Annotated in this window: 20 protein-coding genes and 1 riboswitch; of the genes, 11 read left to right on the top strand and 9 right to left on the bottom strand. The window is 62.4% G+C overall.

Annotated features, from left to right (window positions below; all coding sequences use genetic code 11):
* Positions 1 to 77 precede the first annotated feature (77 nt).
* Positions 78 to 1,379: an O-antigen ligase family protein gene (locus tag BC360_RS00235; RefSeq protein ID WP_065793841.1), complete on the bottom strand. Its 1,302-nt coding sequence runs from the start codon at positions 1,377 to 1,379 to the stop codon at positions 78 to 80.
* A gap of 420 nt (positions 1,380 to 1,799) precedes the next feature.
* Here BC360_RS00235 and BC360_RS00230 point away from each other — a divergent pair, with 420 nt between their 5' ends.
* Both BC360_RS00230 and BC360_RS00225 read left to right on the top strand, forming a co-directional pair.
* Positions 1,800 to 2,915 (top strand): acyltransferase family protein, encoded by a 1,116-nt coding sequence (locus tag BC360_RS00230; RefSeq protein WP_065793840.1) that lies wholly within the window; start codon positions 1,800 to 1,802, stop codon positions 2,913 to 2,915.
* A 203-nt stretch (positions 2,916 to 3,118) separates the two neighbouring features.
* Complete coding sequence (locus BC360_RS00225; protein ID WP_065793839.1) at positions 3,119 to 3,985, top strand: D-alanyl-D-alanine carboxypeptidase family protein; 867 nt, start codon at positions 3,119 to 3,121, stop codon at positions 3,983 to 3,985.
* A gap of 188 nt (positions 3,986 to 4,173) precedes the next feature.
* On the opposite strand, the gene BC360_RS00220 is transcribed toward BC360_RS00225, so the two are convergent.
* The 3 genes from BC360_RS00220 to BC360_RS00210 form a co-directional block, all read right to left on the bottom strand.
* Positions 4,174 to 5,223 (bottom strand): quaternary amine ABC transporter ATP-binding protein, encoded by a 1,050-nt coding sequence (locus tag BC360_RS00220; protein ID WP_065783373.1) that lies wholly within the window; start codon positions 5,221 to 5,223, stop codon positions 4,174 to 4,176.
* Positions 5,216 to 6,127: an ABC transporter permease gene (locus BC360_RS00215; RefSeq protein WP_065783372.1), complete on the bottom strand. Its 912-nt coding sequence runs from the start codon at positions 6,125 to 6,127 to the stop codon at positions 5,216 to 5,218. Before BC360_RS00215 ends, BC360_RS00220 begins: the two co-directional genes overlap by 8 nt.
* A 276-nt stretch (positions 6,128 to 6,403) precedes the next feature.
* Positions 6,404 to 7,402, bottom strand: a complete 999-nt coding sequence (locus BC360_RS00210) for an ABC transporter substrate-binding protein (RefSeq protein WP_065793838.1) — start codon at positions 7,400 to 7,402, stop codon at positions 6,404 to 6,406.
* A gap of 227 nt (positions 7,403 to 7,629) precedes the next feature.
* Between BC360_RS00210 and BC360_RS32470 the strand changes: the two genes are divergently transcribed.
* Complete coding sequence (locus BC360_RS32470) at positions 7,630 to 7,827, top strand: hypothetical protein (protein WP_208858136.1); 198 nt, start codon at positions 7,630 to 7,632, stop codon at positions 7,825 to 7,827.
* 388 nt (positions 7,828 to 8,215) lie between these two features.
* Here BC360_RS32470 and BC360_RS31220 read toward each other — a convergent pair whose 3' ends face one another.
* Positions 8,216 to 8,359, bottom strand: a complete 144-nt coding sequence (locus tag BC360_RS31220; protein ID WP_139109850.1) for a hypothetical protein — start codon at positions 8,357 to 8,359, stop codon at positions 8,216 to 8,218.
* Positions 8,360 to 8,609: 250 nt separating this feature from the next.
* On the opposite strand from BC360_RS31220, the gene BC360_RS00195 reads away from it, so the two are divergent.
* Both BC360_RS00195 and BC360_RS00190 read left to right on the top strand, forming a co-directional pair.
* Entirely contained in the window at positions 8,610 to 10,088 is a 1,479-nt protein-coding gene (locus tag BC360_RS00195) for a cobyric acid synthase (RefSeq protein WP_065794214.1), read from the top strand.
* 212 nt (positions 10,089 to 10,300) lie between these two features.
* Positions 10,301 to 10,927, top strand: a complete 627-nt coding sequence (locus tag BC360_RS00190) for a class I SAM-dependent methyltransferase (protein ID WP_065793836.1) — start codon at positions 10,301 to 10,303, stop codon at positions 10,925 to 10,927.
* Positions 10,928 to 11,068: 141 nt separating this feature from the next.
* On the opposite strand, the gene BC360_RS00185 is transcribed toward BC360_RS00190, so the two are convergent.
* On the bottom strand, positions 11,069 to 13,306 hold the full coding sequence (locus BC360_RS00185) for an adenylate/guanylate cyclase domain-containing protein (RefSeq protein WP_065783368.1): 2,238 nt from the start codon (positions 13,304 to 13,306) through the stop codon (positions 11,069 to 11,071).
* Positions 13,307 to 13,600: 294 nt separating this feature from the next.
* A riboswitch (cobalamin riboswitch) is annotated at positions 13,601 to 14,058 on the top strand.
* 137 nt (positions 14,059 to 14,195) lie between these two features.
* Between BC360_RS00185 and cobU the strand changes: the two genes are divergently transcribed.
* The 5 genes from cobU (at position 14,196) to BC360_RS00160 (ending at position 20,960) form a co-directional block, all read left to right on the top strand.
* Positions 14,196 to 14,720 (top strand): bifunctional adenosylcobinamide kinase/adenosylcobinamide-phosphate guanylyltransferase, encoded by a 525-nt coding sequence (gene cobU, locus BC360_RS00180; RefSeq protein ID WP_065793835.1) that lies wholly within the window; start codon positions 14,196 to 14,198, stop codon positions 14,718 to 14,720.
* Between the two features lie 3 nt (positions 14,721 to 14,723).
* Complete coding sequence (gene cobW / locus BC360_RS00175; protein ID WP_065793834.1) at positions 14,724 to 15,788, top strand: cobalamin biosynthesis protein CobW; 1,065 nt, start codon at positions 14,724 to 14,726, stop codon at positions 15,786 to 15,788.
* A gap of 101 nt (positions 15,789 to 15,889) precedes the next feature.
* Entirely contained in the window at positions 15,890 to 19,666 is a 3,777-nt protein-coding gene (gene cobN / locus BC360_RS00170; RefSeq protein WP_065793833.1) for a cobaltochelatase subunit CobN, read from the top strand.
* A gap of 123 nt (positions 19,667 to 19,789) precedes the next feature.
* Complete coding sequence (gene cobO / locus BC360_RS00165; protein WP_053253127.1) at positions 19,790 to 20,434, top strand: cob(I)yrinic acid a,c-diamide adenosyltransferase; 645 nt, start codon at positions 19,790 to 19,792, stop codon at positions 20,432 to 20,434.
* Positions 20,435 to 20,549: 115 nt separating this feature from the next.
* Entirely contained in the window at positions 20,550 to 20,960 is a 411-nt protein-coding gene (locus BC360_RS00160) for an EamA family transporter (RefSeq protein WP_065783363.1), read from the top strand.
* Between the two features lie 29 nt (positions 20,961 to 20,989).
* Here the strand turns inward: BC360_RS00160 and BC360_RS00155 are convergent, their stop codons facing one another.
* The 3 genes from BC360_RS00155 to BC360_RS00145 all read right to left on the bottom strand — a co-directional run bounded on the left by BC360_RS00155 (position 20,990) and on the right by BC360_RS00145 (position 23,777).
* Positions 20,990 to 21,583, bottom strand: a complete 594-nt coding sequence (locus BC360_RS00155) for a methyltransferase family protein (RefSeq protein ID WP_065793832.1) — start codon at positions 21,581 to 21,583, stop codon at positions 20,990 to 20,992.
* Between the two features lie 322 nt (positions 21,584 to 21,905).
* Entirely contained in the window at positions 21,906 to 22,223 is a 318-nt protein-coding gene (locus tag BC360_RS00150) for a hypothetical protein (protein WP_244512639.1), read from the bottom strand.
* Positions 22,224 to 22,991: 768 nt separating this feature from the next.
* Positions 22,992 to 23,777, bottom strand: a complete 786-nt coding sequence (locus tag BC360_RS00145; RefSeq protein ID WP_065783361.1) for a TSUP family transporter — start codon at positions 23,775 to 23,777, stop codon at positions 22,992 to 22,994.
* 366 nt (positions 23,778 to 24,143) lie between these two features.
* Between BC360_RS00145 and BC360_RS00140 the strand changes: the two genes are divergently transcribed.
* Positions 24,144 to 24,593 (top strand): cobalamin biosynthesis protein, encoded by a 450-nt coding sequence (locus BC360_RS00140; protein WP_065793831.1) that lies wholly within the window; start codon positions 24,144 to 24,146, stop codon positions 24,591 to 24,593.
* Positions 24,594 to 24,645: the final 52 nt, after the last annotated feature.

Here is a 24,645-nt window from a genome sequence, read left to right as displayed (position 1 = left end):
TTCCCGGCTAGAATGAATGCAGTGAGATATAAAGATATCTTTATATCTTTGCAAGCATTCGCGCGATCGGCCCGCGACTATTGTTGGCGGCGCAGGCCCATGCGCCCGGCAAGGCCGAGCCCGAAGATGGCAAGCGCCGTCAGCAGCCACATCGGGTCGGCGCGGTTGAGGAAGAAGCTTTCGAGCATGGCGTTGTAGGTCATGAAGATGACGACCATGACGCAGAAGTCGGCAAACGCACGTCCCTCCGGCCGCCGCGAGGCGCTGATGTAGTCGAAGAGCGGTTTGACGAAGAGAAGCAGGCTCATGAGGATGCCGCCGGGCAGGCCGAACGTCAGCGCCGCGTCGAGATAGCTGTTGTGGCCGGCGACGATGCCGCGCACGTCCCAGTTCGCTTCGAAATTGGCCTCGAGCCCCATGATGACAGGCGAGAGCCAGAAGCTGGAGTAACCCTGACCGAACCACGGGTGCTCGGCGATGCTTTCGCTGGCGAATTTCCAGATGTCATCGCGACCGGTGAAGGTAGGGTCATCGATGATCGCCTTGGTGATCGACAACATGGTGTCGGAATAGATCGTGCCGAGCGTCAACCCGAAGATCACCGCCGACATGGCGAGGTGGGCGACGATCATCAGGCCTGGACTGCGAACGACGCGTCCGGCAAGCACCAGCGTGATCGCGATCGGCAGGAAGCCGATGGTGGTCTTCGAGCCGGTGTGCAGCACGAAATTCGCCGCGAGCAGGGTGATCGCCCAGCCGCGAAGCGTGGCGCCAGCGCGCAGGCAGTAGATGCCGAACATGCACAGGATCGAAAATACCGGCGCCGAGACGTTCTTGTGCAGGAGATGGCCGCGCCAGAAGCCGGCATGCCAGGGTTCGCCGCCGGCCGCCGAGTGAATGGCCAGGTCCGGCGCCACGATGAGCGCCGCATAGTCGATCAGGATGAGGAGCAGGATGGCGTTTGCCCCGGCATGAACGAAATCCTCCTCGCTCCGCGGCAGCACCAGCACGCCTGCCACCATGATCATCGCCACGAGGCTGAGCGTCAGACCGCGGGCGGAAGCCGCCGGATCGTAGGACTGCAGGCAGGAGAAGTAGGCGATGGCGAAGATCGCCGCCCAGGCCGGTGAGACGAGCCGCGCCAGCACCCGTTTGTCGACAACGAGCAGCATCGCGAACAGATAGACCGCGCCGAGCACGAGGTAGCCGACCTGGTTGATGATGTTGCCGTCGTTGGCGGCATTCGGATCGGTCTCCGTGGCGCCCTGAAAGGGCATCAGTGTGAAGACCATGAGGAAAAGCCCGAGGCCGGACAGAAGCGAAGCCAGATGACGCGTCAGCTGTGCGAGCCCCGCGTCGTAGCTTAACCGCGCCGGCACCTGATGCCTTCGCGTAGGAAAGTCTGCCGTGGCGGGGATCCGTTGCATGAGGGCGCCGAGATTGCTGGGGCGAGGACGCCGCCGACACGACGCCGCCTCCTGTTTCGCGGTCCCTGTCTGCACCGCTAAGAGCGGGCCGGGACCTGGCTTGGAGGATGGCGCAATTGGGTTAAGGTCGAATGAAACGAGGCATTGGCTAAATCCGGCATCTTTTTGCAAAAGCGCCTTGCCCCGACAAGCGGCGCCCAATCCCTTCTGGGTTGCGCAGGACGCTCATTACCGGATTTTAAGCCTTCCCGGGCGAAACTGCCGCACGACAGTCCTTGCGGAGCCTGCCTCCTTCGAAGCAGAAAATCCAAACTACGGGCGCAGCGAGATGAAATGGCGGCGCAAGCTGTCAGGGACGGAGCATTCTCCCCAATGGCGAAGAAACCCAAACTTCTGGCGCTCGAATCCTTGCGGGGTTTCGCGGCTTTAGCCGTTGCTCTGCACCATTTCCGTTACGGCAGCCTGCTGAGCGAAAACGCCTTCATCCGGCACGGTTACCTTATGGTCGACTTCTTCTTCGTGCTCAGCGGCTTCGTGATCGCTCTCAATTATGCGAACAGATTGTCGAGCCCAGCGGATCTGGCAAGCTTCCAGCGCCGGCGGTTCTGGCGCCTCTATCCGCTTCACCTGTTCACGCTCCTGGTTTTCCTCGGCATAGAGTGTCTCAAATACGTCTTCGAGCAGAAGACCGGTATCGTTTCCAACAACCCTGCCTTTATCGTGTCCGACGCGAAGGCATTCCTTGCCAATCTTTTTCTGCTGCAGGGCGTGGTTCTGCGCGAGCTCGGGTTCAACATCCCCAGTTGGTCCATCTCTGTGGAGTTCTGGACCTATCTGATCTTCGCCTTGACCATGGGCCTCCTGCGGTTGCCGATGCGCTGGTGCCTTGTTCTCTCGGGTGGAGCGGCCATCATCCTGCTTGCCCTGGAGGGAGGGCGGCTCGAAACCGATCCGATCTTTGCGATCATCCGCTGCATATTTTCCTTTTTCCTGGGGGCTTGGGCCGCTTCGCTCCACATCCGGCTTCCCCGAAAGGCGGCGGCGCCGATGGCTGCAGCCGCGCTGGCGCTCGTCGTCTTGGCAATCTGGGGTCTCGGCGGAAGCCGTGCGGAGATTTTTCTGCCACCTCTTTTCGCAGTGACGGTCGTGGCGGTTGCGAACCTGCAGGAGGGTACCGCGTTGCGCCGCTTTCTCGAGTGGCCGTCCTTCGTCTGGTTGGGCACCGTCAGCTACAGCGTGTACTTGACCCATTCCATTGTCGGTTGGGTGGTCACCCAGGGTCTGCGCTTCGGCCTGAAGCTTCCAACCCACGTCGCTTCCGATGGGGACACGGTTCTGACGCTCGGCCAAGGGTTCGGAACGCTGGTGACGCTCGTCGCCATGGCGGGGGTGCTGGTTGTCTCCTATCTGACCTTCCGTTTCATCGAGAGACCCTTTCTGTCGGGCTGGCCCTTCGGGGCGAGGGCGGTCGCGCCGCGCAACGGCTAGGCAGGTTCGATTTCGCGCGGAAGCCCCGTTGTCCGGTGAAGCCATTTTGGCCGAAATGGGGGGCGGGTGCTCATGACGAAAAGCCGCAGCCTATGGGCGATTGCGGCTCGCTTGCGATCGCTGTAAAAGGCCGCACCTATGTCGTCGCTCGCTTGCCCGCGAATATCGCGCGCTGATCGATAGCCTCAAACGAGAAGAACATCATGCATTTCACTATCCGGACACTCGCGTCGGCGGCGGTTTCACTCGGTCTGTTGCTCGGCGGTGCTTCCTACGCTTTCGCCGGCAAGGCCCATGTGGTTCTCGACGCGCAGACCGGCACGGTTCTCGAGGCCGACAATGCCGACGTGCTCAACTATCCCGCGTCGCTGACCAAGATGATGACGCTCTATCTGGCGTTCGAGGGGCTTCAGAACGGCACGCTGACCTGGGATCAACGGCTGACGATGTCGGAAAATGCCAATGGCAAGGAGCCCTTCAAGCTGGCCGTCGGCGTCGGCCGCACTGTTTCCGTCCGCGAAGCGGTCATGGGTATGATCGTGCTGTCGGCCAATGATGCCGCCGTCGCCATTGGCGAACAGCTGGCCGGCACGGAAGCGGGTTTTGCCAAGGTGATGACCGAGAAGGCCCATCAACTCGGCATGGCCAGCACCGTGTTCAAGAATGCCAACGGCCTGCCCGATCCGCAGCAGGTGACGACGGCGCGAGACATGGCGACACTCGGTATTGCGCTCATGCGCGACTTCCCGGAAGAGTTCGCGCTGTTTTCGAACCGCACCATCGAATTCCGGGGCATGAAGCTTCGCGGCCACAACAACGTGATGAACCGCTATGCCGGAGCGGACGGCATCAAGACCGGCTACACCACCGCATCGGGCTACAACGTCGTCACCTCGGCGACGCGCGACGGCAAACGCCTCGTCGGCGTCGTCATGGGCGGCGAGACCGCCGAAAAGCGTGACAATCAGATGATGGGCCTGCTCGACAAATATTTCCCGGCGACCAGCGACACGCTTTCGTCCGCAAGCACCGTCGAGCCGGCTGCTGCGGAAACGACGAAGACCAACTGAGGATCGCGGCCGGCAGATAGCCGGGCATGCCGAGGCTGATATCAGCCGCGCGCAAAAAGTCCTGACAGCAGGCGGCTCCTCCTGAGCCGCAGTAGCCGATGTTACCGGGCCTGAAATGCGACGGGCGCCGCGGCGAGCTCCTCCAGGAGGAAATGCCGGGCGCCCTTGGTCGGCCTCTTTTGCCTGCCTTACGCGGCGGCTCGCTTGTCCTCGTGGCTGGTGGGCGTGACCATGGCCGAGATGATCGTCGGCAGATCGAGTGCGCCGATCGGGCGGCCGTTCTCGTCGACGACATGGGCCGCGTTGACGTGGGCGCCGGTCATGGCGCGGGCCGCCGATTCCAGCACCGTGCCCATCGCCAGCGGCATGCCCTCGGGGTTGCCGGAAAGCGGCCGCATGATCGTCTCGACATTTATGACGCGCCCGCGGTTCACTTCCTTGACGAAGGCTGTGATGTAGTCGTCGGCCGGCGACAGCACGATCTGCTGGCCCGTCCCCTGCTGCACGACGCGGCCGTCGCGCAGGATGGCGATCTTGTCGCCGAGCCGCAGCGCCTCGTCGAGGTCGTGGGTGATGAAGACGACGGTCTTCTTCAACTCCTTCTGCAGGTCGAGAAGCACGGTCTGCATATCGACGCGGATCAGCGGATCGAGCGCCGAATAGGCTTCGTCCATCAACAGGATGTCGGCATCGTTGGTGAGTGCCCGGGCCAGGCCGACGCGCTGCTGCATGCCGCCGGAAAGCTGGTTCGGATAGTGGTTCTCGAAGCCCTTGAGGCCGACACGCTCGATCCAGCCGCGCGCGCGCTTTTCGCTTTCCGCCTTGCCGACGCCCTGGATTTCCAGGCCGTAGACGGTGTTGTCGAGAACGGTCCGGTGCGGCAAAAGGGCGAATTTCTGGAACACCATCGCCGTCTTGTGGCGGCGGAATTCGCGCAGGTCGTTGTCGCTCATCTTGCAGACGTCGACGCCGTCATAGAGCACTTCGCCTGCGGTCGGGTCGATCAGCCGGTTGATGTGGCGGATGAGCGTCGACTTGCCCGAACCCGACAGTCCCATGACCACCATCACGCCGCCGGCCGGCATCGAGATGTTGATGTCCTGCAGGCCGAGCACGTGGCCGTGCTTCTCGTTGAGTTCCGCCTTGCCCAGGCCCCGCTTGACCGCATCGACATAGTCGCCGCCGTTGGGCCCGAAGATCTTGTAGAGGTTCTTCACCTCGATCGCGTGACTAGCCATGGATAACCTCCGAATGCTTCTGCAGCCGCCTGCCGAAGGCCTGGCTGGTACGGTCGAAAATGATGGCGATACCGACAAGGGCGAAGCCATTGAGGAAACCGACGGTGAAGAACTGGTTGGCGATCGCCTGCAGCACGTTCTTGCCGAGACCGCCGACGCCGATCATCGATGCGACGACGACCATCGCCAGCGACATCATGATGGTCTGGTTGATGCCGGCCATGATGGTGGGCAGCGCCAGCGGCATCTGCACGTTCTTCAGCTTCTGCCAGGCCGAGGAACCAAAGGCGTCGGCGGCTTCCAGCACTTCCTGGTCGACGAGGCGAATGCCGAGATTGGTGAGCCGGATCATCGGCGGCACGGCGTAGATGACGACGGCGATCAGGCCCGGAACCTTGCCGATGCCGAAGATCATCACGACCGGGATCAGGTAGACGAAGCTCGGCATCGTCTGCATCACGTCGAGCACCGGATTGACGATCGATTGCACCCGATCCGAGCGGGCCATCAGAATGCCGATCGGAATGCCGATCAGGATCGAGATCAGCGTGCAGACGGTGACCATCGCCAGCGTGATCATCGTGTCGTTCCACAGGCCGACGAGGCCGATGGCGATCATCGACAGCGCCGTGCCGATCGTGATGTTGATGTTGCGGCTGCCGAGATAGACGACTGCGACCATGAGCACGAGGATGACGATCCACGGCGAGCCGACGAACAGGCTTTCGAGATAGTTCAGAAACCATTGAAGCGGCTGCACGACCGTGTCGATGGCGTCGCCATAGGAGCGGACGAAACCTTTGAAGCCATCGTCGATTGTCTTGCGAGCCAGGCGGATCGTTCCGTCGTCAATGGCAGGGAACTTGCAGAGCAACTCTGGCAAGACACTGCAGATGGATGCCATATTTTTCCCCTTCTTGGCCTGAAGTCTTATAACGCCGACTGCGTCTTCGAGACCGGTCGTTGCCGGTCCTTGCGCAGACTTGGCTGGTGACCTCTTCGGGTCCCGGCGTGAGGAATGTGACAGCGGAACGTGACGCCCGCTTTACTGAATGCGACGCGAACTGAGCCCGTTCGTCGCCCTGAGCATCGGTCGCCACGCCCGGCAATCTTTCCGGCGGGCGAAGACGCCGATGCAGGCGACCGCTTTTCATGCGGGCGCCTGCATCACCAGCCAGAATCAGAGCGCAGCCTTAACCTTCTCGGCCACATCAGGGCTTACCCAGGTGGTCCACATGTCGGGGAACTCCTCGAGGAAGTGCTTTGCGGCATCCTCGTTCGTGCCCTGGTTCTCATCCATCCAGGCGAGAACCTTGTTGACGGTGCCGTTGTCCCACTTGCGCGCCTTGACGTAGTCCATGGCGACGCCGGCCTTTTCGGCGAAGGACTTGGTCACGACAGTGAAGACGTCGGAGACCGGGTACGAGTTCACCTTCGGGGCCGGGCAATCCGGCACGGCCGAGCAGGCGTCCCATTCCTTCTTGTCGTGATCGACGCCGAAGGAGAGGCGGGTCATCTCGTACTTGCCGAGGATGGCGGTCGGTGCCCAGTAGTAGCCGAGCCAGCCGGTCTTCTTGGCAAAGGCATTGGCGATCGAGCCGTCGAGGCCGGCCGCAGAACCGGTGTCGATCAGCTGGAAGCCGGCCTTTTCGGCATCTATCGCCTTGTAGAGATTGGCGGTCGAAACCTGGCAGTTCCAGCCCGATGGGCAATTGTGAATGGCGGCCTTCGAGGGGTCTTCCGGCGCCGGGAACAGGTCGGGATGCTTGAGCGCATCCTGGACGGTCTTGATGTCGGGGTTGGCATCGGCGAGGAATTTCGGAATCCACCAGCCTTCGACACCGCCTTCGCTCAGGATCTTGGCGGCTTCGATCAGCCGGCCTTCCTTGATGGCCGCGTCAAGCGGCGTGCGAACGGAGTTGACCCAGAGTTCCGGCGCCATGTCCGGCTGGGCCTTTTCGTTCATGGAGGCAAAGGTCGGCATGGTGTCGCCGGTGACCAGCGTCACGGTGCAACCGTACCCGTTTTCCAGAATGAACTTGTCCACGTGTGCGGCGACGCCCGCCGACGCCCAGTTCATCTCGGCAATGCTGACCTCACCGCATTCCGCGGCCTGCGCGGAACCCGCGAGCGTATACAGACCCGCGGCGAGAATGGTGGAAGCGAGGAGTTTCTTCATGTTGCAAGACCTCCCAGTCTTTAACTGCAGCCAACGATCAAACGGGCGTCATCGGGACGCCCTCGCATCCCCGTCACCCGAACCAAATTAGCAGCCTGGGGTTCGGCAAATGACAAGCCAAGGGTAGCCCCCGCTGCGGCGATCTGGGAGTTCGTTTTGTCCTGGCCGCGGAACCCTGTCGCCGGCCGGATCTCCTCTGTACCGCGTTGCAAGCCTAAGTATTCTCGTTGGGAAATCAACCTCTTGAATCGGAAAACAGCCGGGTCTGGCTGGTGGCGGCGTCTGTCTGCGACATGACCGAAGGGGATTTTTTCGGCTTCGGAGGTCCCAAATTTAAGCATTTGCGACAATTAGTGCCGCAAAATATAGCGGTCGCCGCGATGCTCGTTTTTGATCTGTTGCAATCAGGACCTTTCCTGTCGTGAATGCGTCACTGGTATTTTCCGCAGATGTCGCGAAAAAAAATCAAAAAAAGCCACGATTCATCTTTCGTTAAATCCTCAATAACCATCCGGTAACGATGTCCGGCTAATTGTTGTGGCGCGGCGGGCAACTGCCGCCGGCCCGGATCAAGGTATTGCGTCCCGGGTTTGAGCGAACCTTCGGTGTGTGTTTCCGGAGTGACCAGCGTTTTTTGGAAGCCGCATCCCTCGATAGGAGGTCGATGCGGTTTTCGCGTTTTTGTCCCGCGATTTCACGGTCATCCGGCGAAAAAAAACCGCCTCCACGAGGGGAGACGGCTGGAGGAGAAGGCGTTAGCTGCTGGAATGCAAAGCCGTGGCCGATAGGGGCCCGATCCGCGGGCCGGATGGGTCAGCCGACGTTGGACGTGCGGATGAAGCCGAGCGGTCCGAAGGGAGCGTCGAGAACGACGTTGCGAACGCGCGACTGGCTGACCGGTGACTTGGAATTCCAGGCGATCTGAACGAAATTCGGTTTGCTGAAAATGTACAGCATGGACATGGACCTTGAGAGGCCGGACGTCTGTGGTCCGGTGTGTGTTTCGGTGGCGCTGATATAGGCTCGCGCCTCACGAAATTGAATGCCAAACTCGTCACAGGATGTCGCATTTACGCTGGTTTCGGAGAGAAACTCGACAAGCTTGATAAGCGACCGAAACAGTCTGTCATCGACGCGCCGCAAATGCGGCGAAATCGTGTCAAAACAGCTCTTTGCTGCCGGTCAAATCGATGTTACCGGTGGCGCCATGACACGCAAGATCATGCTGCAGGGAACCGGCTCTGATGTCGGAAAATCGGTATTGGTGGCGGGCCTCTGCCGGCTCGCCTCCAATCGCGGGTTGAAGGTCAGGCCGTTCAAGCCGCAGAACATGTCGAACAATGCCGCCGTGTCGGATGACGGCGGCGAAATCGGCCGGGCGCAATGGCTGCAGGCGCTGGCCGCCCGCGTGCCGTCTTCGGTGCACATGAACCCGGTGCTGTTGAAGCCGCAGTCGGATGTCGGCAGCCAGATCGTCGTGCAGGGCAAGGTCGCCGGTCAGGCGAGGGGCCGGGAATATCAGGCGCTGAAGCCGAAGCTGCTCGGCGCGGTGATGGAAAGCTTCGAGCAGATCGCAGCCGGCGCCGATCTCGTCGTCGTCGAGGGTGCCGGGTCGCCGGCCGAAATCAACCTGAGGGCGGGCGACATCGCCAATATGGGTTTTGCGACGCGCGCCGATGTACCTGTCGTCCTCGTCGGCGATATCGACCGCGGCGGCGTCATCGCCTCGCTGGTGGGCACGCATGCGATCCTGCCCGACGAGGATCGACGCATGGTGTCGGGTTATTTGATCAACAAGTTTCGCGGCGACGTCACGCTGTTCGACGATGGCATTGCCGCGATCGGCCGCTACACCGGCTGGCCCTGCTTCGGCGTGGTGCCGTGGCTGAAGGCGGCAGGTCGGTTGCCGGCGGAGGATTCGGTCGTGCTTGAAAAGCTGGCGCGCGGCGAGGGGCGGGCGCTCAAGATTGCCGTGCCGGTGCTGTCGAGAATTGCCAATTTTGACGATCTCGATCCACTCGCGGCCGAACCGGACGTCGATCTCGTCTTCGTCAAGCCAGGCAGCCCGATCCCGGCGGACGCCGCGCTCGTGGTCATCCCCGGCTCGAAATCGACCATCGGCGATCTCAAGGATTTCAGGGCGCAGGGTTGGGACGAGGACCTCAAGCGCCACGTGCGGCGCGGCGGCCGGGTGATCGGTATCTGCGGCGGCTACCAGATGCTTGGCGCCCGTGTCACCGATCCGCTCGGTATCGAGGGTGGCGAACGGGAAATCGCGGGGCTCGGACTGCTCGACGTCGAAACCGAGATGGCGCCGGAAAAGACCCTGCGCAACAGCCGGGCCTGGTCGCTGGAACACGATGTGGCGCTTGAAGGCTACGAGATCCATCTTGGCCGCACCACCGGTGCCGATTGCGACCGGCCGTCGATCCGCATCGACGGTCGCGTCGACGGCGCCCTTTCGGCCGATGGCCGGGTGATGGGAACATACCTGCACGGGCTGTTTTCCAGCGACGCCTATCGCGCGGCCCTGCTTAAAAGCTTCGGCATCGAAGGCGGTATCGGCAATTACCGCCAGTCGGTCGACACGGCGCTCGATGATGTCGCTGCCGAGCTCGAGGCGGTTCTCGACCGTGCTTGGCTGGAGGGACTGCTCGGCGGCTACAGCGCCGCGCGTCATATATGACGCGCAAAGGACGCTGTAACGCTTTAAACTCGCTGTATAATTTCATCCTTAAATCGGATCCGATTTAAGGAATTATGCAGTAGGGTCGGGATGTCGCGCCGTTGAACCAAGGGCGCCATGCGCCGTAGAATGCAGCAGCGGCGGGACGCCGGCGCGCTGAAATCGAGTTCGAAGGCGGTTTGGCTGTCCGGCTCCGGAAAGAAGGCGTTTTGATGAGCGACGAAGACAGACGGACCCATTGGGACAACGCGTACGCGTCCAAGGGCGAGGCGGGCGTAAGCTGGTTCGAGGATGCGCCGTTAGTCTCGTTCGATCTCATCCGGCAATGTGTGGCGATTGCGGATGCCTCCTTGATCGACATCGGCGGCGGCGCATCACGTCTGGTCGACAAACTCCTTGGCGAAGGCATGCGTGCAATTACAGTGCTCGATCTGTCGCCCGCCGCTCTCAGCGCCGCAAAAGCAAGGCTTGGCACGCGCGGCGATGATGTGGAATGGATTGCTGCTGACGTGACCGAGTGGCGACCCACCCGATCGTATGACGTCTGGCATGATCGAGCGGCTTTTCATTTTCTGACCGAGCCGGATGATCGCGCCGCCTATATCGACCGGCTTCACGCCGCGGTAAAGCCGGGCGGCCATGCCATCATCGCCACCTTCGCGCTTGATGGCCCTGAACGTTGCAGCGGATTGCCGGTCATGCGCTATGACCCGGCGACACTCGCCGGCCTCATCGGGCCGTCCTTCCGGCTTGTGGAGGAGCGCCGGCATATCCACGCGACCCCCTCGGGCTCTACCCAGGCCTTTCAGTTCAGCGTGCTGCAGCGGGTGACGCGGTAGCGCCGGTGTCGCTCACGGGTTCTGCGCCTGCGGTCGGCGGAGCAAATGAAAGCGGGCAAATCGTGCCACTCGGCGCCAAATGCGACCAGTGCCAGCTTTGGGCCGCCCGAAGCGGCTGCAGGCGTTGGAAAGGGGCAAGGCTCAAGGAGCTTGCCGCACCGGTGAGAACGTGAAGGCCCTGTCCCCGTGGTGCCAGATAAACTCGTTCTCTTTGGTGCTTAGTCCTCCGGGGTTTTGCAGCACGACGCCGCATAGGTTCGTGGTTTTGCGCCACAGGAAGCAAACCTCGCCTCCCTCAAATCGGACTTCGACGTCGGCCATGCGACCACCGCCCATGGAGGCCCAGCCTCCCGACAGGGTGGCTATGCCGCCAGTTGAAATGATTGCCTCATGTCCCTCGCCAGAGTCCAACACGCGTCCACGCAGTCGATGTCCCAGGAACAGCGAACGGATTTCGCCGGCCGTCAGCCCGTTCCTGCCGCTGAAGTCGCTGCTCGTCAGGGTCTCAGGCACGCCCGCCAGGCGAAGTCCCTGGTAGAGCCGAGCGCTGTCCTCCGGCCGCGCCAGGTCCAGTGGCGGGCAGGTTGAGATGGTGGCGGCAACTCCACCGCGTCCGACGCGAAGCGCGTTGAAACGGGCGACTGCAGCCTCGGCTTCCGCTCGGTGACCCAGATGCCCGGATGCGGCGGCGAGAAGAAGGAAGGAGCCGTCATCCTGAGGATTGAGTTCGGTGCTGCTCTTGGCTGCCACCGCCGCCGCCTCGAAATTCTCCAGGCTGAACTCCGTCAATCCGAGGACGTAGATGAAAAACGACGGGGAATGCGGGTCGAGGCGGATTGCAGTGCGGATATAAGGCAGGGCCTCTGCCGGCCGTCCGGCGGAGGTAAGGACGAATGCCATCAACGCGTAGCTCCAGGAATCGCCGGGTTCGAGCGTGATGGCTTCCTTGAGCTCGGCAAGCGCTGCGGCGTGCTGCCAGTCGGCTTCGGACAGGACACCGGCCGCCTGATAGGCCAGCGCCGTTTTTTGCTTCGGCGCGGTCCGGAGATACTGCGTCGCCTTGGCTCGCGCTTCGAACCGCGAGATGCCCAAACGATAATGCCAACGCCACAGGTAGATGCGTGCGTAGACCATGGCCGCCGCTGCGTAAGCGCGACCATACGCAGGATCGAGCGCAATCGCCTGCTCGAAATAGGGCACCGCCTTTGCGAAGTCTTCGGGAGTCGTGCGTCGGTGATGCTCCCAGCCGCGCAGGAACGCATCGAACGCCGCCGGGACCGTCGTTTCCTTGCGCCCAAAGGCCATCTGCTCGTCGGGATTCAGCCGAAGTGCAAGAGCATCCGCAATCCCGCGCGTCACTTCGTCTTGCAGCGCAAAGACATCGGCGAGTGAACCGTCGAACTTTCCGGCCCAAACGTGTCCTCCGCTGAGTGAGTCGATGAGCTGGGCATTGATGCGGAGTTGTTCTCCGGCGCGCTGCACACTGCCTTCGAGGACATATCTGACACCGAGTTCCTCGGACACCTGCCTGGGCGTCACCGCCTTACCCTTGTAGGTGAAGGTCGAGTTGCGCGCGATGACAAACAAACCGGACACCTGGGCCAGCTCGGTAACGAGGCCGTCGGTCATGCCGTCGGCGAAATATTCCTGCTTGGGATCATCGCTCACATTAGCAAACGGGAGCACTGCGATCGACGGCTTATCCGGCGGGCTCAGGTCCGAGCGTTGGCTCGAGGCTGCTTCCATGGCCGGCTCCCACGACCGCCACCAAGCCACACCGCCAGCGACGCCGAGCACCACAGCAAGCGTTACGAGCGTTGCCCAGCGTCTTATGCGGCGTCCCGTGACGGTTGCACCGCTGGGGCGAGCTTCGCCCAGCCAGAGGCGGTAGGTCCGCACCGGCTTTTCGATATGCTTCAGGCGCTGTTCGCCGAGAAAGACGAAGCCGACGTCCAGGTGCTTCTCAACTTGGTCGTAAGCGGTGCCGGAGATGACTATTCCGCCGGGTTCGGCCAGGCTCTGCAGCCGCTCGGCGATGATGACGCCATCGCCTTGGATGTCGTCGCCCTCAACGATAACGTCGCCGAGATTGATGCCGATACGGAATTCCAGCCGGCGCTCATCGACGCCGCGGCTCTCGGACTTCGCCCGCTGCACCTCCACCGCACAGCGGACCGCCTCGACGACACTGTGGAACTCGACCAGCAAGCCGTCGCCCATGGTCTTGATCAACCGCCCGCGATGCGCGGCAATCCTTTGTTCGAACAGTTCGTGCAGATCGGCCTGAAAGCGCGCGCAAGTGCCCTCCTCGTCGGCTTGGCTGAGTAGCCCATAGCCGGAAACGTCGGCAATCATCACGGCAGCAAGCCTGCGTTCCATTTGCCTTCCGGATAAACGAAGTCGCTTTGTCGATTACTTTGTCGAAATATCTTGTATTGCTAAAATATACTTCATTTGCTGCGGAATATCCTCCGTTTCCTGAGATCGAGTTCGTATCGCGGGAAACCTCTCCGCGCCCGCACAACTTTCGCGATCGCATTCGGAGCCAGGGTGTCTTTGCGCCCCGGCCTTGATTGGTGGCATGTGCGACTGAATGCTGGCGAATTGTCGCGTGCCGCATCTCGATGGGTGGCGTGTCGCACGCGTCGATTGACTTTGGTGCGCCCGCTTCCTAATCATCGGATGTTGGATGGTTTCCCCGGATCGTGGCGATGCGGGGGAATAATTGGGAATGTGACGGATGGACCCAAATCGGGCATCCTTATCGCAGCCGACCCCGCGACTGTAGAACGGTCAGGGTTCGCCATCGGGCTGAAGGCCGGCTTCCGTTCGATTGCATGGGGCAATCGCAGGTGGTTTGGAAATCAGTCGGAAAAGCCACTGGCGTGGCTTCGTGATCAGCCGGGTTGGACGCCTCTTCTTCTACGAATCGTCCGCCTTTCACGAAACCGCCCACAGCGCCGCGCGTCGGAGACGACGCGCAAAGGTTCGCTGTGGCACCGGAAAGCGCCGGGAAGGTGAGGCGGGCCGTTCGGGCCCAGGCATCGGTGTTCGCGTCATAACGCGGGGCACGATGCGGTGGACCCGTGACGCCGTGAGCCAGGAGACCTGCCGTCCGACAGGGGCATTCCGCCCGAAGGGAAGCCCGCTTCCCACGCCATCACGGAGGTTGTCTTGGCTCATAGATCGTTTCCCGAACGCGCCTTAGGCGCGGTGAAATCCTGTTGCCGCTCGAATTCGCTACCAAGCACATGAGGCCGCAACGCACATGAGCAATTCCAATGCCGGGCCGGTTCTCGTCCTCGGCGGTGCCCGTTCCGGCAAATCCAGCTTTTCCGAAAGGCTCGTCGAAGCCTCGGGGCTAAACATGCACTATGTCGCGACCGGCCGTGCCTGGGACGACGAGATGCGCGAGCGCATCGACCATCACCGGGCGAGGCGCGGCGAAGGCTGGACGACGCATGAGGAGCCGCTCGATCTCGTTTCGCTGCTGACACGCATCGATGACGGAAACCGCGTGGTTCTCGTCGACTGCCTGACGCTGTGGGTTACCAACCTGATGATGGAAGGACGCGACATGGCGGCGGAGTTCGCCGCCCTGGCCGCCTTTCTGCCTGAGGCGCGGGCGCGCCTGATCCTTGTTTCCAACGAAGTCGGCCTCGGCATCGTGCCCGAGAACCGCATGGCCCGCGACTTCCGCGACCATGCCGGCCGGCTTCACCAGATCGTTGCGGAGAAATCTGCGGAAGTTTACTTTGTCGCGGCCGGTTTGCCGCTGAAAATGAAGGGTTGATCCATGACCACTGCGAGAGCCAACCAGGGCAAGATCCCGGCGACCGTCATCACCGGCTTCCTTGGCGCCGGCAAGACGACGATGATCCGCAACCTGCTGCAGAACGCCGACGGCAAGCGCATCGCGCTGATCATCAACGAGTTCGGCGATCTCGGCGTTGACGGCGACGTGCTGAAGGGCTGCGGCGCGGAGGCCTGCTCGGAGGACGACATCATCGAGCTCACCAATGGCTGCATCTGCTGCACGGTTGCCGATGATTTCATCCCGACCATGACCAAGCTGCTCGAGCGCGAAAAGCGTCCGGATCACATCATCATCGAAACCTCGGGTCTTGCCTTGCCGCAACCGCTGATCGCCGCCTTCAATTGGCCGGACATTCGCAGCGAAGTGACCGTCGATGGTGTCGTCACCGTGGTCGACAGCGCCGCAGTTGCCGCCGGGCGCTTTGCCGATGATCACGACAAGGTCGATGCACTTCGCGTCGAGGACGACAATCTCGACCACGAAAGCCCGATCGAGGAACTGTTCGAGGACCAACTGACCGCTGCCGACCTGATCGTGCTCAACAAGACCGATCTGATCGATGCTTCCGGCCTCAAAGCCGTACGCGACGAGGTCTCCTCGCGCACCAGCCGCAAGCCAACGATGATCGAGGCAAAGAACGGCGAAGTGGCCGCTGCCATCCTGCTCGGCCTCGGTGTCGGCACGGAAAGCGATATCGCCAACCGCAAGTCTCACCACGAGATGGAGCATGAGGCCGGCGAGGAGCATGATCACGACGAGTTCGACAGCTTCGTCGTCGAGCTCGGCGCGATCGCCGATCCGGCAGCCTTCATCGATCGCCTCAAGGGCGTGATCGCCGAGCATGACGTGCTGCGCCTGAAGGGCTTTGCCGATGTGCCCGGCAAGCCGATGCGTCTCCTGATCCAGGCCGTTGGCGCGCGTATCGACCAATATTACGACCGTGCCTGGGCGACCGGCGAAAAGCGCGGCACGCGCCTCGTCGTCATCGGCCTGCACGATATGGACGAAGCAGCGGTGCGCGCCGCCATCACCGCGCTCGCCTGATCATTTCGTTGAAACAACGAAATGATCTAACTCCTTGAAGCAACGCAATTCCAGGAAGGCCGTTTCACACCTTTCCTGGAATTGCTTGAACGGACAGAACAATGCATCTGCTTCTCGCCCAGAAAGGAACGATCGCCGACGGCAACGAGGCGATCGACCTGGGGCAAACGCCGGCGGACATCCTTTTCCTGTCGGCCGCCGACACCGAGCTTTCGTCGATCGCAGCGGCCCATGGCCGGCGCGACGGAGATCGGGGCCTGCGCATCGCCAGCCTGATGAACCTGATGCATCCGATGTCGGTCGACACCTATGTCGAACGCACGGCAAGGCATGCGAAGCTCATCGTGGTCAGGCCGCTCGGTGGCGCCAGCTATTTCCGTTATGTGCTGGAAGCATTGCATGCCGCCGCCGTCACCCACCGTTTCCAGATCGCGGTGCTGCCCGGCGACGACAAGCCGGACCCTGGCCTCGAGCCGTTTTCGACCGTCGAGCCCGACGACCGGCAGCGCCTCTGGGCCTATTTCACCGAGGGCGGCGCCGATAATGCTGGGCTGTTCCTCGACTATGCCGAGGCGCTGATCTCGGGCGCAGGGAAGCCACAACCGGCAAAGCCGCTCCTAAAGGCCGGTATCTGGTGGCCGGGTGCGGGCGTCATCGGCGTCCGGGAATGGCTGGGGTGCGTTCAAGGGGGCGTGGTAGCGGAGGAGGGATTCGAACCCCCGACCGTCGCGATCTGCTTTTACCGTGCCCTCGTTCAGAGCGGCGAGACGCGGCCGGTCGAGGCGCTGATCGATGCGCTTGCCGCAGAAGGCATGCGCGTGCTGCCGCTGTTCGTGGCCAGCCTCAAGGATGCCGTTTCGGTCGGCACGCTGCAATCGATTTTTTCCGAGGTCGCACCCGACGTGGTGATGAACGCCACCGGCTTTGCCGTCTCGTCCCCCGGCGCCGACAGGCAGCCGACCGTGCTGGAATCGACCGGCGCGCCGGTGTTGCAGGTGATCTTCTCCGCCTCGTCGCGCGCCCAATGGCAGGCCTCGCCGCAGGGGCTGATGGCACGCGACCTGGCGATGAACGTCGCCTTGCCCGAGGTTGATGGCCGCATCCTTGCGCGCGCCGTCTCGTTCAAGGCGGCTTCGATCTACGATCCCAAGGTGGAAGCCAATATCGTCGGCCATGAGCCGCTTTCCGACCGGGTGCGTTTTGCCGCCAGGCTCGCCGTCAACTGGGCAAAGCTGCGCCGCGCCAGGCCGGCGGAGCGGCGCATCGCCATCGTCATGGCCAACTACCCGAACCGCGACGGCAGGCTCGGCAACGGCGTCGGGCTCGATACGCCGGCGGGCACCGTCGAGGTGCTGCGCGCCATGGCGGGCGAAGGCTACCCGGTTGCCGGCGTGCCGGAGGACGGCGACGCATTGATCCGCTATCTGATGGCCGGGCCGACCAATGCGGCGAGCCGCGACCGCGAGATCCGCGAAGTCATTTCACTCAGCGATTACAAGGCGTTCTTCGATTCGCTTCCGAAACAGATTCAGGATGAGGTCGGCGGCCGCTGGGGCGCGCCCGAAACCGATCCGTTCTTCCTCGATGGCGCTTTCGCGCTGCCGCTCGCCCGCTTCGGCGAGGTTGTCGTCGGTATCCAGCCGGCGCGCGGCTACAACATCGATCCGAAGGAAAGCTATCACTCGCCGGATCTGGTGCCACCGCATGGCTACCTCGCCTTCTATGCCTTCCTGCGCAACACGTTCGGGGCGCAGGCCATCGTGCATATGGGCAAACACGGCAATCTGGAATGGCTGCCGGGCAAGGCCTTAGCGCTGTCGGAGACCTGTTATCCCGAGGCGATCTTCGGGCCGCTGCCGCATGTCTATCCCTTCATCGTCAACGATCCCGGCGAGGGAACGCAGGCCAAGCGCCGCACCAGCGCCGTTATCATCGACCATCTGACGCCGCCGCTGACGCGGGCGGAATCCTATGGGCCGCTCAAGGACCTCGAGGCGCTGGTCGACGAATATTACGACGCGGCCGGCGGCGATCCGCGGCGGCTCAGGCTCTTGAGCCGGCAGATCCTCGATCTGGTGCGCGACATCGGCCTCGACCACGACGCCGGCATCGACAAGGGCGACAGCGACGACAAGGCACTGGAGAAGCTCGACGCCTATCTCTGCGATCTCAAGGAAATGCAGATCCGCGACGGCTTGCACATCTTCGGCGTGGCGCCCGAAGGCCGGCTCCTGACCGACCTGACGGTGGCGCTGGCACGCGTGCCGCGCGGCCTCGGCGAAGGCGGCGACCAGAGCCTGCAGCGGGCGATAGCCGCTGATTCAGGGCTCGGATTCGATCCGCTCGATTGCGTGATGTCCGATGCCTGGGCCGGTTTGCGGCCGGATGTGCTTGCCGATGTTTCCGATGCGCCATGGCGCACGGCCGGCGATACGGTCGAGCGCATCGAACTGCTGGCGGCGGCGTTCGTTTCCGGCGAGACGCTCGCGCCCGAGGGCTGGGCCGCGACCCGCGCCGTGCTCGGCGAGATCGAGGCGCGGCTGAAACCGTCGATCGTCAATTCCGGCGCTGCCGAAATGACCGGCTTTCTCACCGGCCTTGATGGGTGCTTCGTGGCGCCGGGACCTTCCGGCGCGCCGACCCGCGGCCGTCCGGACGTGCTGCCGACGGGGCGCAATTTCTATTCCGTCGACAGCCGCTCCGTGCCGACGCCGGCGGCCTACGAGCTCGGCAAGAAATCCGCCGAGCTTTTGATCCGCCGCTATCTGCAGGACCACGGCGAATGGCCGTCGTCCTTCGGCCTGACGGCCTGGGGCACGGCGAACATGCGCACCGGCGGCGACGACATTGCCCAGGCCCTGGCGCTGATCGGCACCAAGCCCGTTTGGGACATGGTCTCGCGCCGGGTGATGGGCTACGAAATCATACCTCTCGCCGTGCTTGGGCGACCGCGTGTGGACGTGACGCTGCGGATTTCCGGCTTCTTCCGCGATGCCTTCCCGGACCAGATCGCGCTGTTCGACAAGGCGATCCGCGCCGTCGGCGCGCTTGAGGAAGACGACGCCGACAACATGATCGCCGCGCGCATGCGCGCCGAGATGCAACGGCTGGAGGCTACCGGCGTCGAACCGCCAGAAGCCGCCCGCCGCGCCTCCTACCGCGTCTTCGGTGCGAAGCCCGGAGCCTACGGCGCCGGACTGCAGGCGCTGATCGACGAAAAGGGTTGGGACAGCCAAGCCGATCTCGCCGACGCCTATCTCACCTGGGGCGCCTATGCCTATGGCGCCGGCGAGGAGGGCAAGGCCGAGCGCGATCTGTTCGAGGAGCGGTTGCGCACGATCGAGGCGGTGGTGCAGAACCAGGACAATCGCGAACATGATTTGCTCGACAGTGATGACTACTACCAGTTCGAAGGCGGCATGAGCCTTGCCGCCGAGCACCTCAGCGGCGCCCGGCCGGCGATCTACCACAACGACCATTCGCGGCCGGAAAAGCCGGTTATCCGCTCGCTGGAAGAGGAGATCGGCCGTGTGGTCCGGGCCCGCGTCGTCAATCCGAAGTGGATCGACGGCGTCATGCGCCACGGCTACAAGGGCGCCTTCGAGATCGCCGCCACGGTCGACTACATGTTTGCCTTTGCCGCGACCACCGGTGCCGTGCGCGACCACCATTTCGAGGCCGCCTACCAGGCCTTCATCGTCGATGAGCGCGTGTCGAGCTTCCTGCGCGAGAAGAACCCGGCGGCACTCGTCGAGCTTTCGGAGCGCCTGCTGGAGGCGATCGACCGCAATCTCTGGACCCCGCGCTCGAACTCGGCGCGATTCGAACTGAGCGGCCACACGACGGCTGCAATGCGGCTTCGCGCCGGAAACGAATAGAGCAGTTCCCGGAAAGGCGTGAGACCGTTTTCCGTCCGGAGTTGCGCAATTGCAAAGAATGAGAGCGCGGGCGGTATTACGTCCGCATCCCGCGATAGAAACATACGGATCCAGGAGAGCGTCATGAGCGAAGATGTGGCCAACACGGGTGAGGGCGTCGCCGAGAAGGACGATGCGCGCCATGCCATGAAGATGGCGAAGAAGAAGACGGCGCGCGAAAAGATCATGGCGACAAAGACCGACGAGAAAGGTCTGATCATCGTCAACACCGGCAAGGGCAAGGGCAAGTCGACCGCCGGCTTCGGCATGATCTTCCGCCATATCGCCCATGGCATGCCCTGCGCCGTCGTGCAGTTCATCAAGGGCGCATGGGAGACCGGCGAGCGCGACCTGATCGAGAAGCATTTCGGCGACGTCTGCCAGTTCTATACCCTTGGCGAAGGTTTTACCTGGGAAACGCAGGACCGCGCCCGCGACGTGGCGATGGCGGAAAAGGCCTGGGAAAAGGCCAAGGAACTGATCCGCGACGAGCGCAACTCGATGGTGCTGCTCGACGAAATCAACATCGCGCTGCGCTACGACTATATCGACGTGGCCGAGGTCGTGCGCTTCCTGAAGGAAGAAAAGCCGCACATGACCCATGTGGTGCTGACCGGCCGCAACGCCAAGGAAGACCTGATCGAGGCCGCCGATCTGGTGACCGAGATGGAACTGATCAAGCATCCCTTCCGCTCCGGCATCAAGGCGCAGAAGGGCGTCGAGTTCTGATGAGCCAGAGCTGGCAGCTCTACAGCGCCGCGCGTCCCTTGGACGCGCAAAGGTCGCTGTAGCACTTAGAGTTCTGCATGATTTTGTCCTTAAATCGATGCCGATTTAAGGAATCATGCAGTGGGCGCTGCTTTCGGCCGCTTTCGCGGCCTTGACGGCGGTGTTCGCCAAGGTCGGGGTTGCACAGATCAACTCCGACTTCGCGACGCTCATCCGCACCGTCGTCATCCTCTTCGTGCTCGCCGGCATCGTCGCGGCAACCGGCCAATGGCAGAAGCCCTCGGAAATCCCGGGCCGGACATGGCTGTTCCTGGCGCTCTCCGGCCTTGCCACCGGCGCCTCCTGGCTGGCCTACTTCCGCGCGTTGAAGCTCGGCGATGCGGCGCGGGTGGCGCCGATCGACAAGCTGTCGATCGTCATGGTCGCCATCTTCGGCGTGCTGTTCCTCGGCGAGAAGCTCAACCTGCTGAACTGGCTCGGGGTTGCGTTCATTGCTGTCGGGGCGCTGCTGCTGGCGGTGTTTTGACGCCTGACCGCGGATCCAGCCGTGTGATTTCAGATCCACCGGCGGACGCGCTTGCAATAGGCGCTATAAGCTTCGCCGAAGGCGCGGGAGAGATGCGCTTCCTCCATGCGGATCTGATAGGAGATCGAGATCCAGGCGGAAAGCGCCAGTGCCACCGAGACGACGTTGGGAACGGCGAGCACGGTGCCGATCATCGCCGCGACCATGCCGACATAGATCGGATTGCGGGAAAAAGCGTAGAGGCCCGATGTGACGAGCGGCGCGTCCTGCTCCTCGGGTATGCCGATCTTCCAGGAGTGGCGCATCGCCCATTGCGACAGCATCGTCAGCCCGCCGCCAAGCGCCATCAGCACGAGGCCGACAGTGTGGAGAATTGGCGCGTCGAGCGCCGGGATTCGGCCTAGCGAGGCGCTGACAGCTTCCGGAAAGGCGGCAATTGCCAGCAGATGGACCACCAGCGCCGCGACGATCACGCGAAAGAGTTTGCCGGCAAACCCTTCCGCATCGTCGCCATAGGTCAAAACCACGGGCGAGCGGCCGGATTGCAGGCGGCGCAGGATTGCGAGCGCCAGGGTAAACAGGCCGACGACAAGCATCAGGATGGCGGGAAGGGTGGTGAACATCGGAACCTCCGGGTGAGCGGGATGACAGGACGGCGCTTGTGGTCAGGCGGCCTGTCTGATCTCCACCCACTATCCGCGACGCATTTTTCGCAGGTTACGATCTCTAGCGACTAGAGGTTCAAGGGGCTGGCTCAATCGACTTACGTCCTGGTTACCAGAACTTGACCAGCGAGTTGCTGGTGAAAGGTGACACCCGCGCGACCTTGGCGAGGACGTCACGGCCTCCTGCCTAGCGATAAATTGCCGACAGTTTCAGATCCAGCGACATTGGTCGTGGCGACCTTTGCCTCCGGCCGGAGAGGTGGATGAATCCGGCAATAGATCACCCGCGTCGCGAAGCGCGGCCTTTGAACAGCAGGAACAGGAAGGCGGCACCAAACAAGACGGTAAGGAAGGCAGCCCCCAATCCATGAATGAGCGCCACGGTGTAGAATTCGAAAGGTTGTTCTTTGGCGGTTGCTATGACCGCCCCGCGACTGCGGACTTCGCCGGTAATCATCGCCTCGATAGCCGTGTAGAGGATTCCGGGACCAGACACAGCTAGACCGATTGCAACAATAATTTGAGTGAGGCGGGGAAATGGCCCGGCTGAGAGACAATACGCGAGAATACGGACATAATCCCGCAAAAAGGCCACCATACCCTTTCCGAATCTTGACAGCATCCCAGGAGATGGTGGGCGATCGACGCCTCCGAGAGCTTCGACCTGTCGGAGTCTATCCAGCAGCTGTTTCCTTGTTCTAGGCATTCGTCGATGTTGGCTGATGTTCTGACGTGATCAGACTCCAAGTTATCGCGTGAGCCGTTTCGATAAAGTAAAGTCCTCACCGGACAGACGCTTACGTGCGCTGTTGATCCACGGCCTCAGTCTCGATCCCGGGCGAATGCGTTGCTGAGCCCGCATGCCTGAATAGGGAGCCGGACCACTGGCCCGGTTCCCCCGATGTCTCAACTTGTGTCATACTACAATTGCTTGTCCCGCGCCGGGGATCTGGTTTCACGGTTCTTTTGGTCGCCTATAGTTCGCCCAAGGTGTCATCTCTGATGCATGTCACCATGCATTAGATTTCAGGCGCAGCCAGGCGGTAAGGCATCGGGTATTCGGTACTGACATCCACGTTCGAACCGTGGAGCCTGAACCAGTTGTCAGTTATCGTTTTGGGAAGGCTGACTTGAGGGCGATCAAAAACCTATAGAACAGGACAATCATATCGTGTCCCCGAGGCAACGGCTCTCCATACGCGTAACGAGGGCCCTTCTTTGGCTCGGCCGGTTCATCGCTAGCCTTCTCAGCCATTGGTTTCTCCGAGATCAACTGTCTTATTGTTAGCAGCTGTTCCACTCTGAGTCCTCATGCGACGGGCAAATGAGCGGCAGCCTCCATGTTTCCGCGACGCTGCGGCCCGCCTCAAAGCCCGAGCCAAATCCTCAGCGGATGCGTCGGGTCGGCCAGCAGGCGCAGGGCGAGCGCGATCGAGACGATGACCAGCAGCGGCTTGATGATCTTGGCGCCTTTCGCCATCGCGTAGCGCGAGCCGAGCTGGGCGCCGAGAAACTGGCCGACGCCCATCATCAGGCCGATTTTCCACAGAACGGCGCCGAAGAACAGGAAGACGGCGAAGGCGCCGACATTCGAGCCGAAGTTCAGGAACTTGGTATGCGCCGTCGCCTTGAGGATGCCGAAGCCGGCCAGCGTGACGAAGCCGAGCATGAAGAACGAGCCGGTGCCGGGACCGAAAACGCCATCGTAAAAGCCGATGACCGGCACGAAGGTCAGGCCGAACATGAAAGGCGTGATCCGGCGATGCAGGTCGATGTCGCCGATATTCGGCTTCAGCGCGAAGTAGAGCGCGATGGCGATCAGCAGAAAGGGCAGGACGGCCTTCAGCACGTCACCCGGCACGACGGTCGCCAGCAGCGCTCCGAAGACGGAGCCGAGCGCCGACATCAGCGCCATCGGCAGCTGCGCCTTCAGGTTCACGTGACCGTGGCGGGCATAGGTCAGGCTGGCGGAAGCCGAGCCGAACAGCGACTGCAGCTTGTTCGTGCCGAGCGTTTGCAGCGGCGGAATGCCGGCCAACAGCATCGCCGGAATGGTCACCATACCGCCGCCGCCGGCAATCGAATCGATGAATCCGGCAAGGAAGGCGGCAAAGAACAGGAAGGCGAGCAGGTGAAGGGCGAGATCTGGCACGGGAGGACTCGGGAGCGAATGATTGTGGGAGAGCGTCATCGCCTTGTGTCAGAGCATAAGGGGAAATGCAAAGCCCTTGTTTTCGGGGTGTCGCGGCGTTTCCAGGCGCATCGGTCGCCCGGTCGGTCGATCCGGATGATTTGGCGAATAGCGACACGGCGACGCCGCAATCCGGTTTGACCCTTGCAGTTGCCTCCGGTAAAAATGACAGATGTGCGACGGCGTCCGCTTCAGGCGGACTGAAAGAGCGTCCGGTGCGGCCGACCCATTCAGGGGGCCTTCAGCCGGTGCTGTCCAGACCGACCCGGGATATTCGAGCCAGGGCGGCGCTTCGTGTGGATTGGCGCGAGGGGGCCGAGGTCGACCATGATATCATCCAGCATAGCGGAGCGACCGCCGGGGCCGCTCGTCCTTGGTCTTGGCTGCGAGCGCGGCACGCCGGCCGAAGAGGTGATCACCCTTGCCGAGAAGGCGTTGGTGCAGGCGGGCGCTGACAAAGCCGATATCGGCTTCGTCGCCTCGCTCGACGCAAGGCGCGGCGAGCCGGCGATCCATGCTGCCGCCGACCATTTTTCCGTCGAGGCGCGCTTCTTCGATGCAGCGACGCTCGAGGCCGAGGCGCCCCGGCTGCAGAACCCGTCGGCGATCGTCTTTGCCCATACCGGTTGCCACGGCGTTGCCGAGGGTGCCGCTCTCGTCGGCGCGGGGTCGGCAAGCGTGCTGCTCGTTGCCAAGATCACCTCGTCGCATGCAACAGTGGCAATTGCCGGACCAGCCGAACAGCGCCCGGCAACCTTGGCGACGGCTGCGCCATGAGCGATGCACCGGATCACGATATGGAAAAAATGTGCCAAATATTTCAAATGCC

This window comes from Ensifer sp. LC163 (assembly GCF_001695855.1).
Classification (GTDB): Bacteria; Pseudomonadota; Alphaproteobacteria; order Rhizobiales; family Rhizobiaceae; genus Ensifer.
This window is presented reverse-complemented; position numbering and strand designations above follow the sequence as displayed.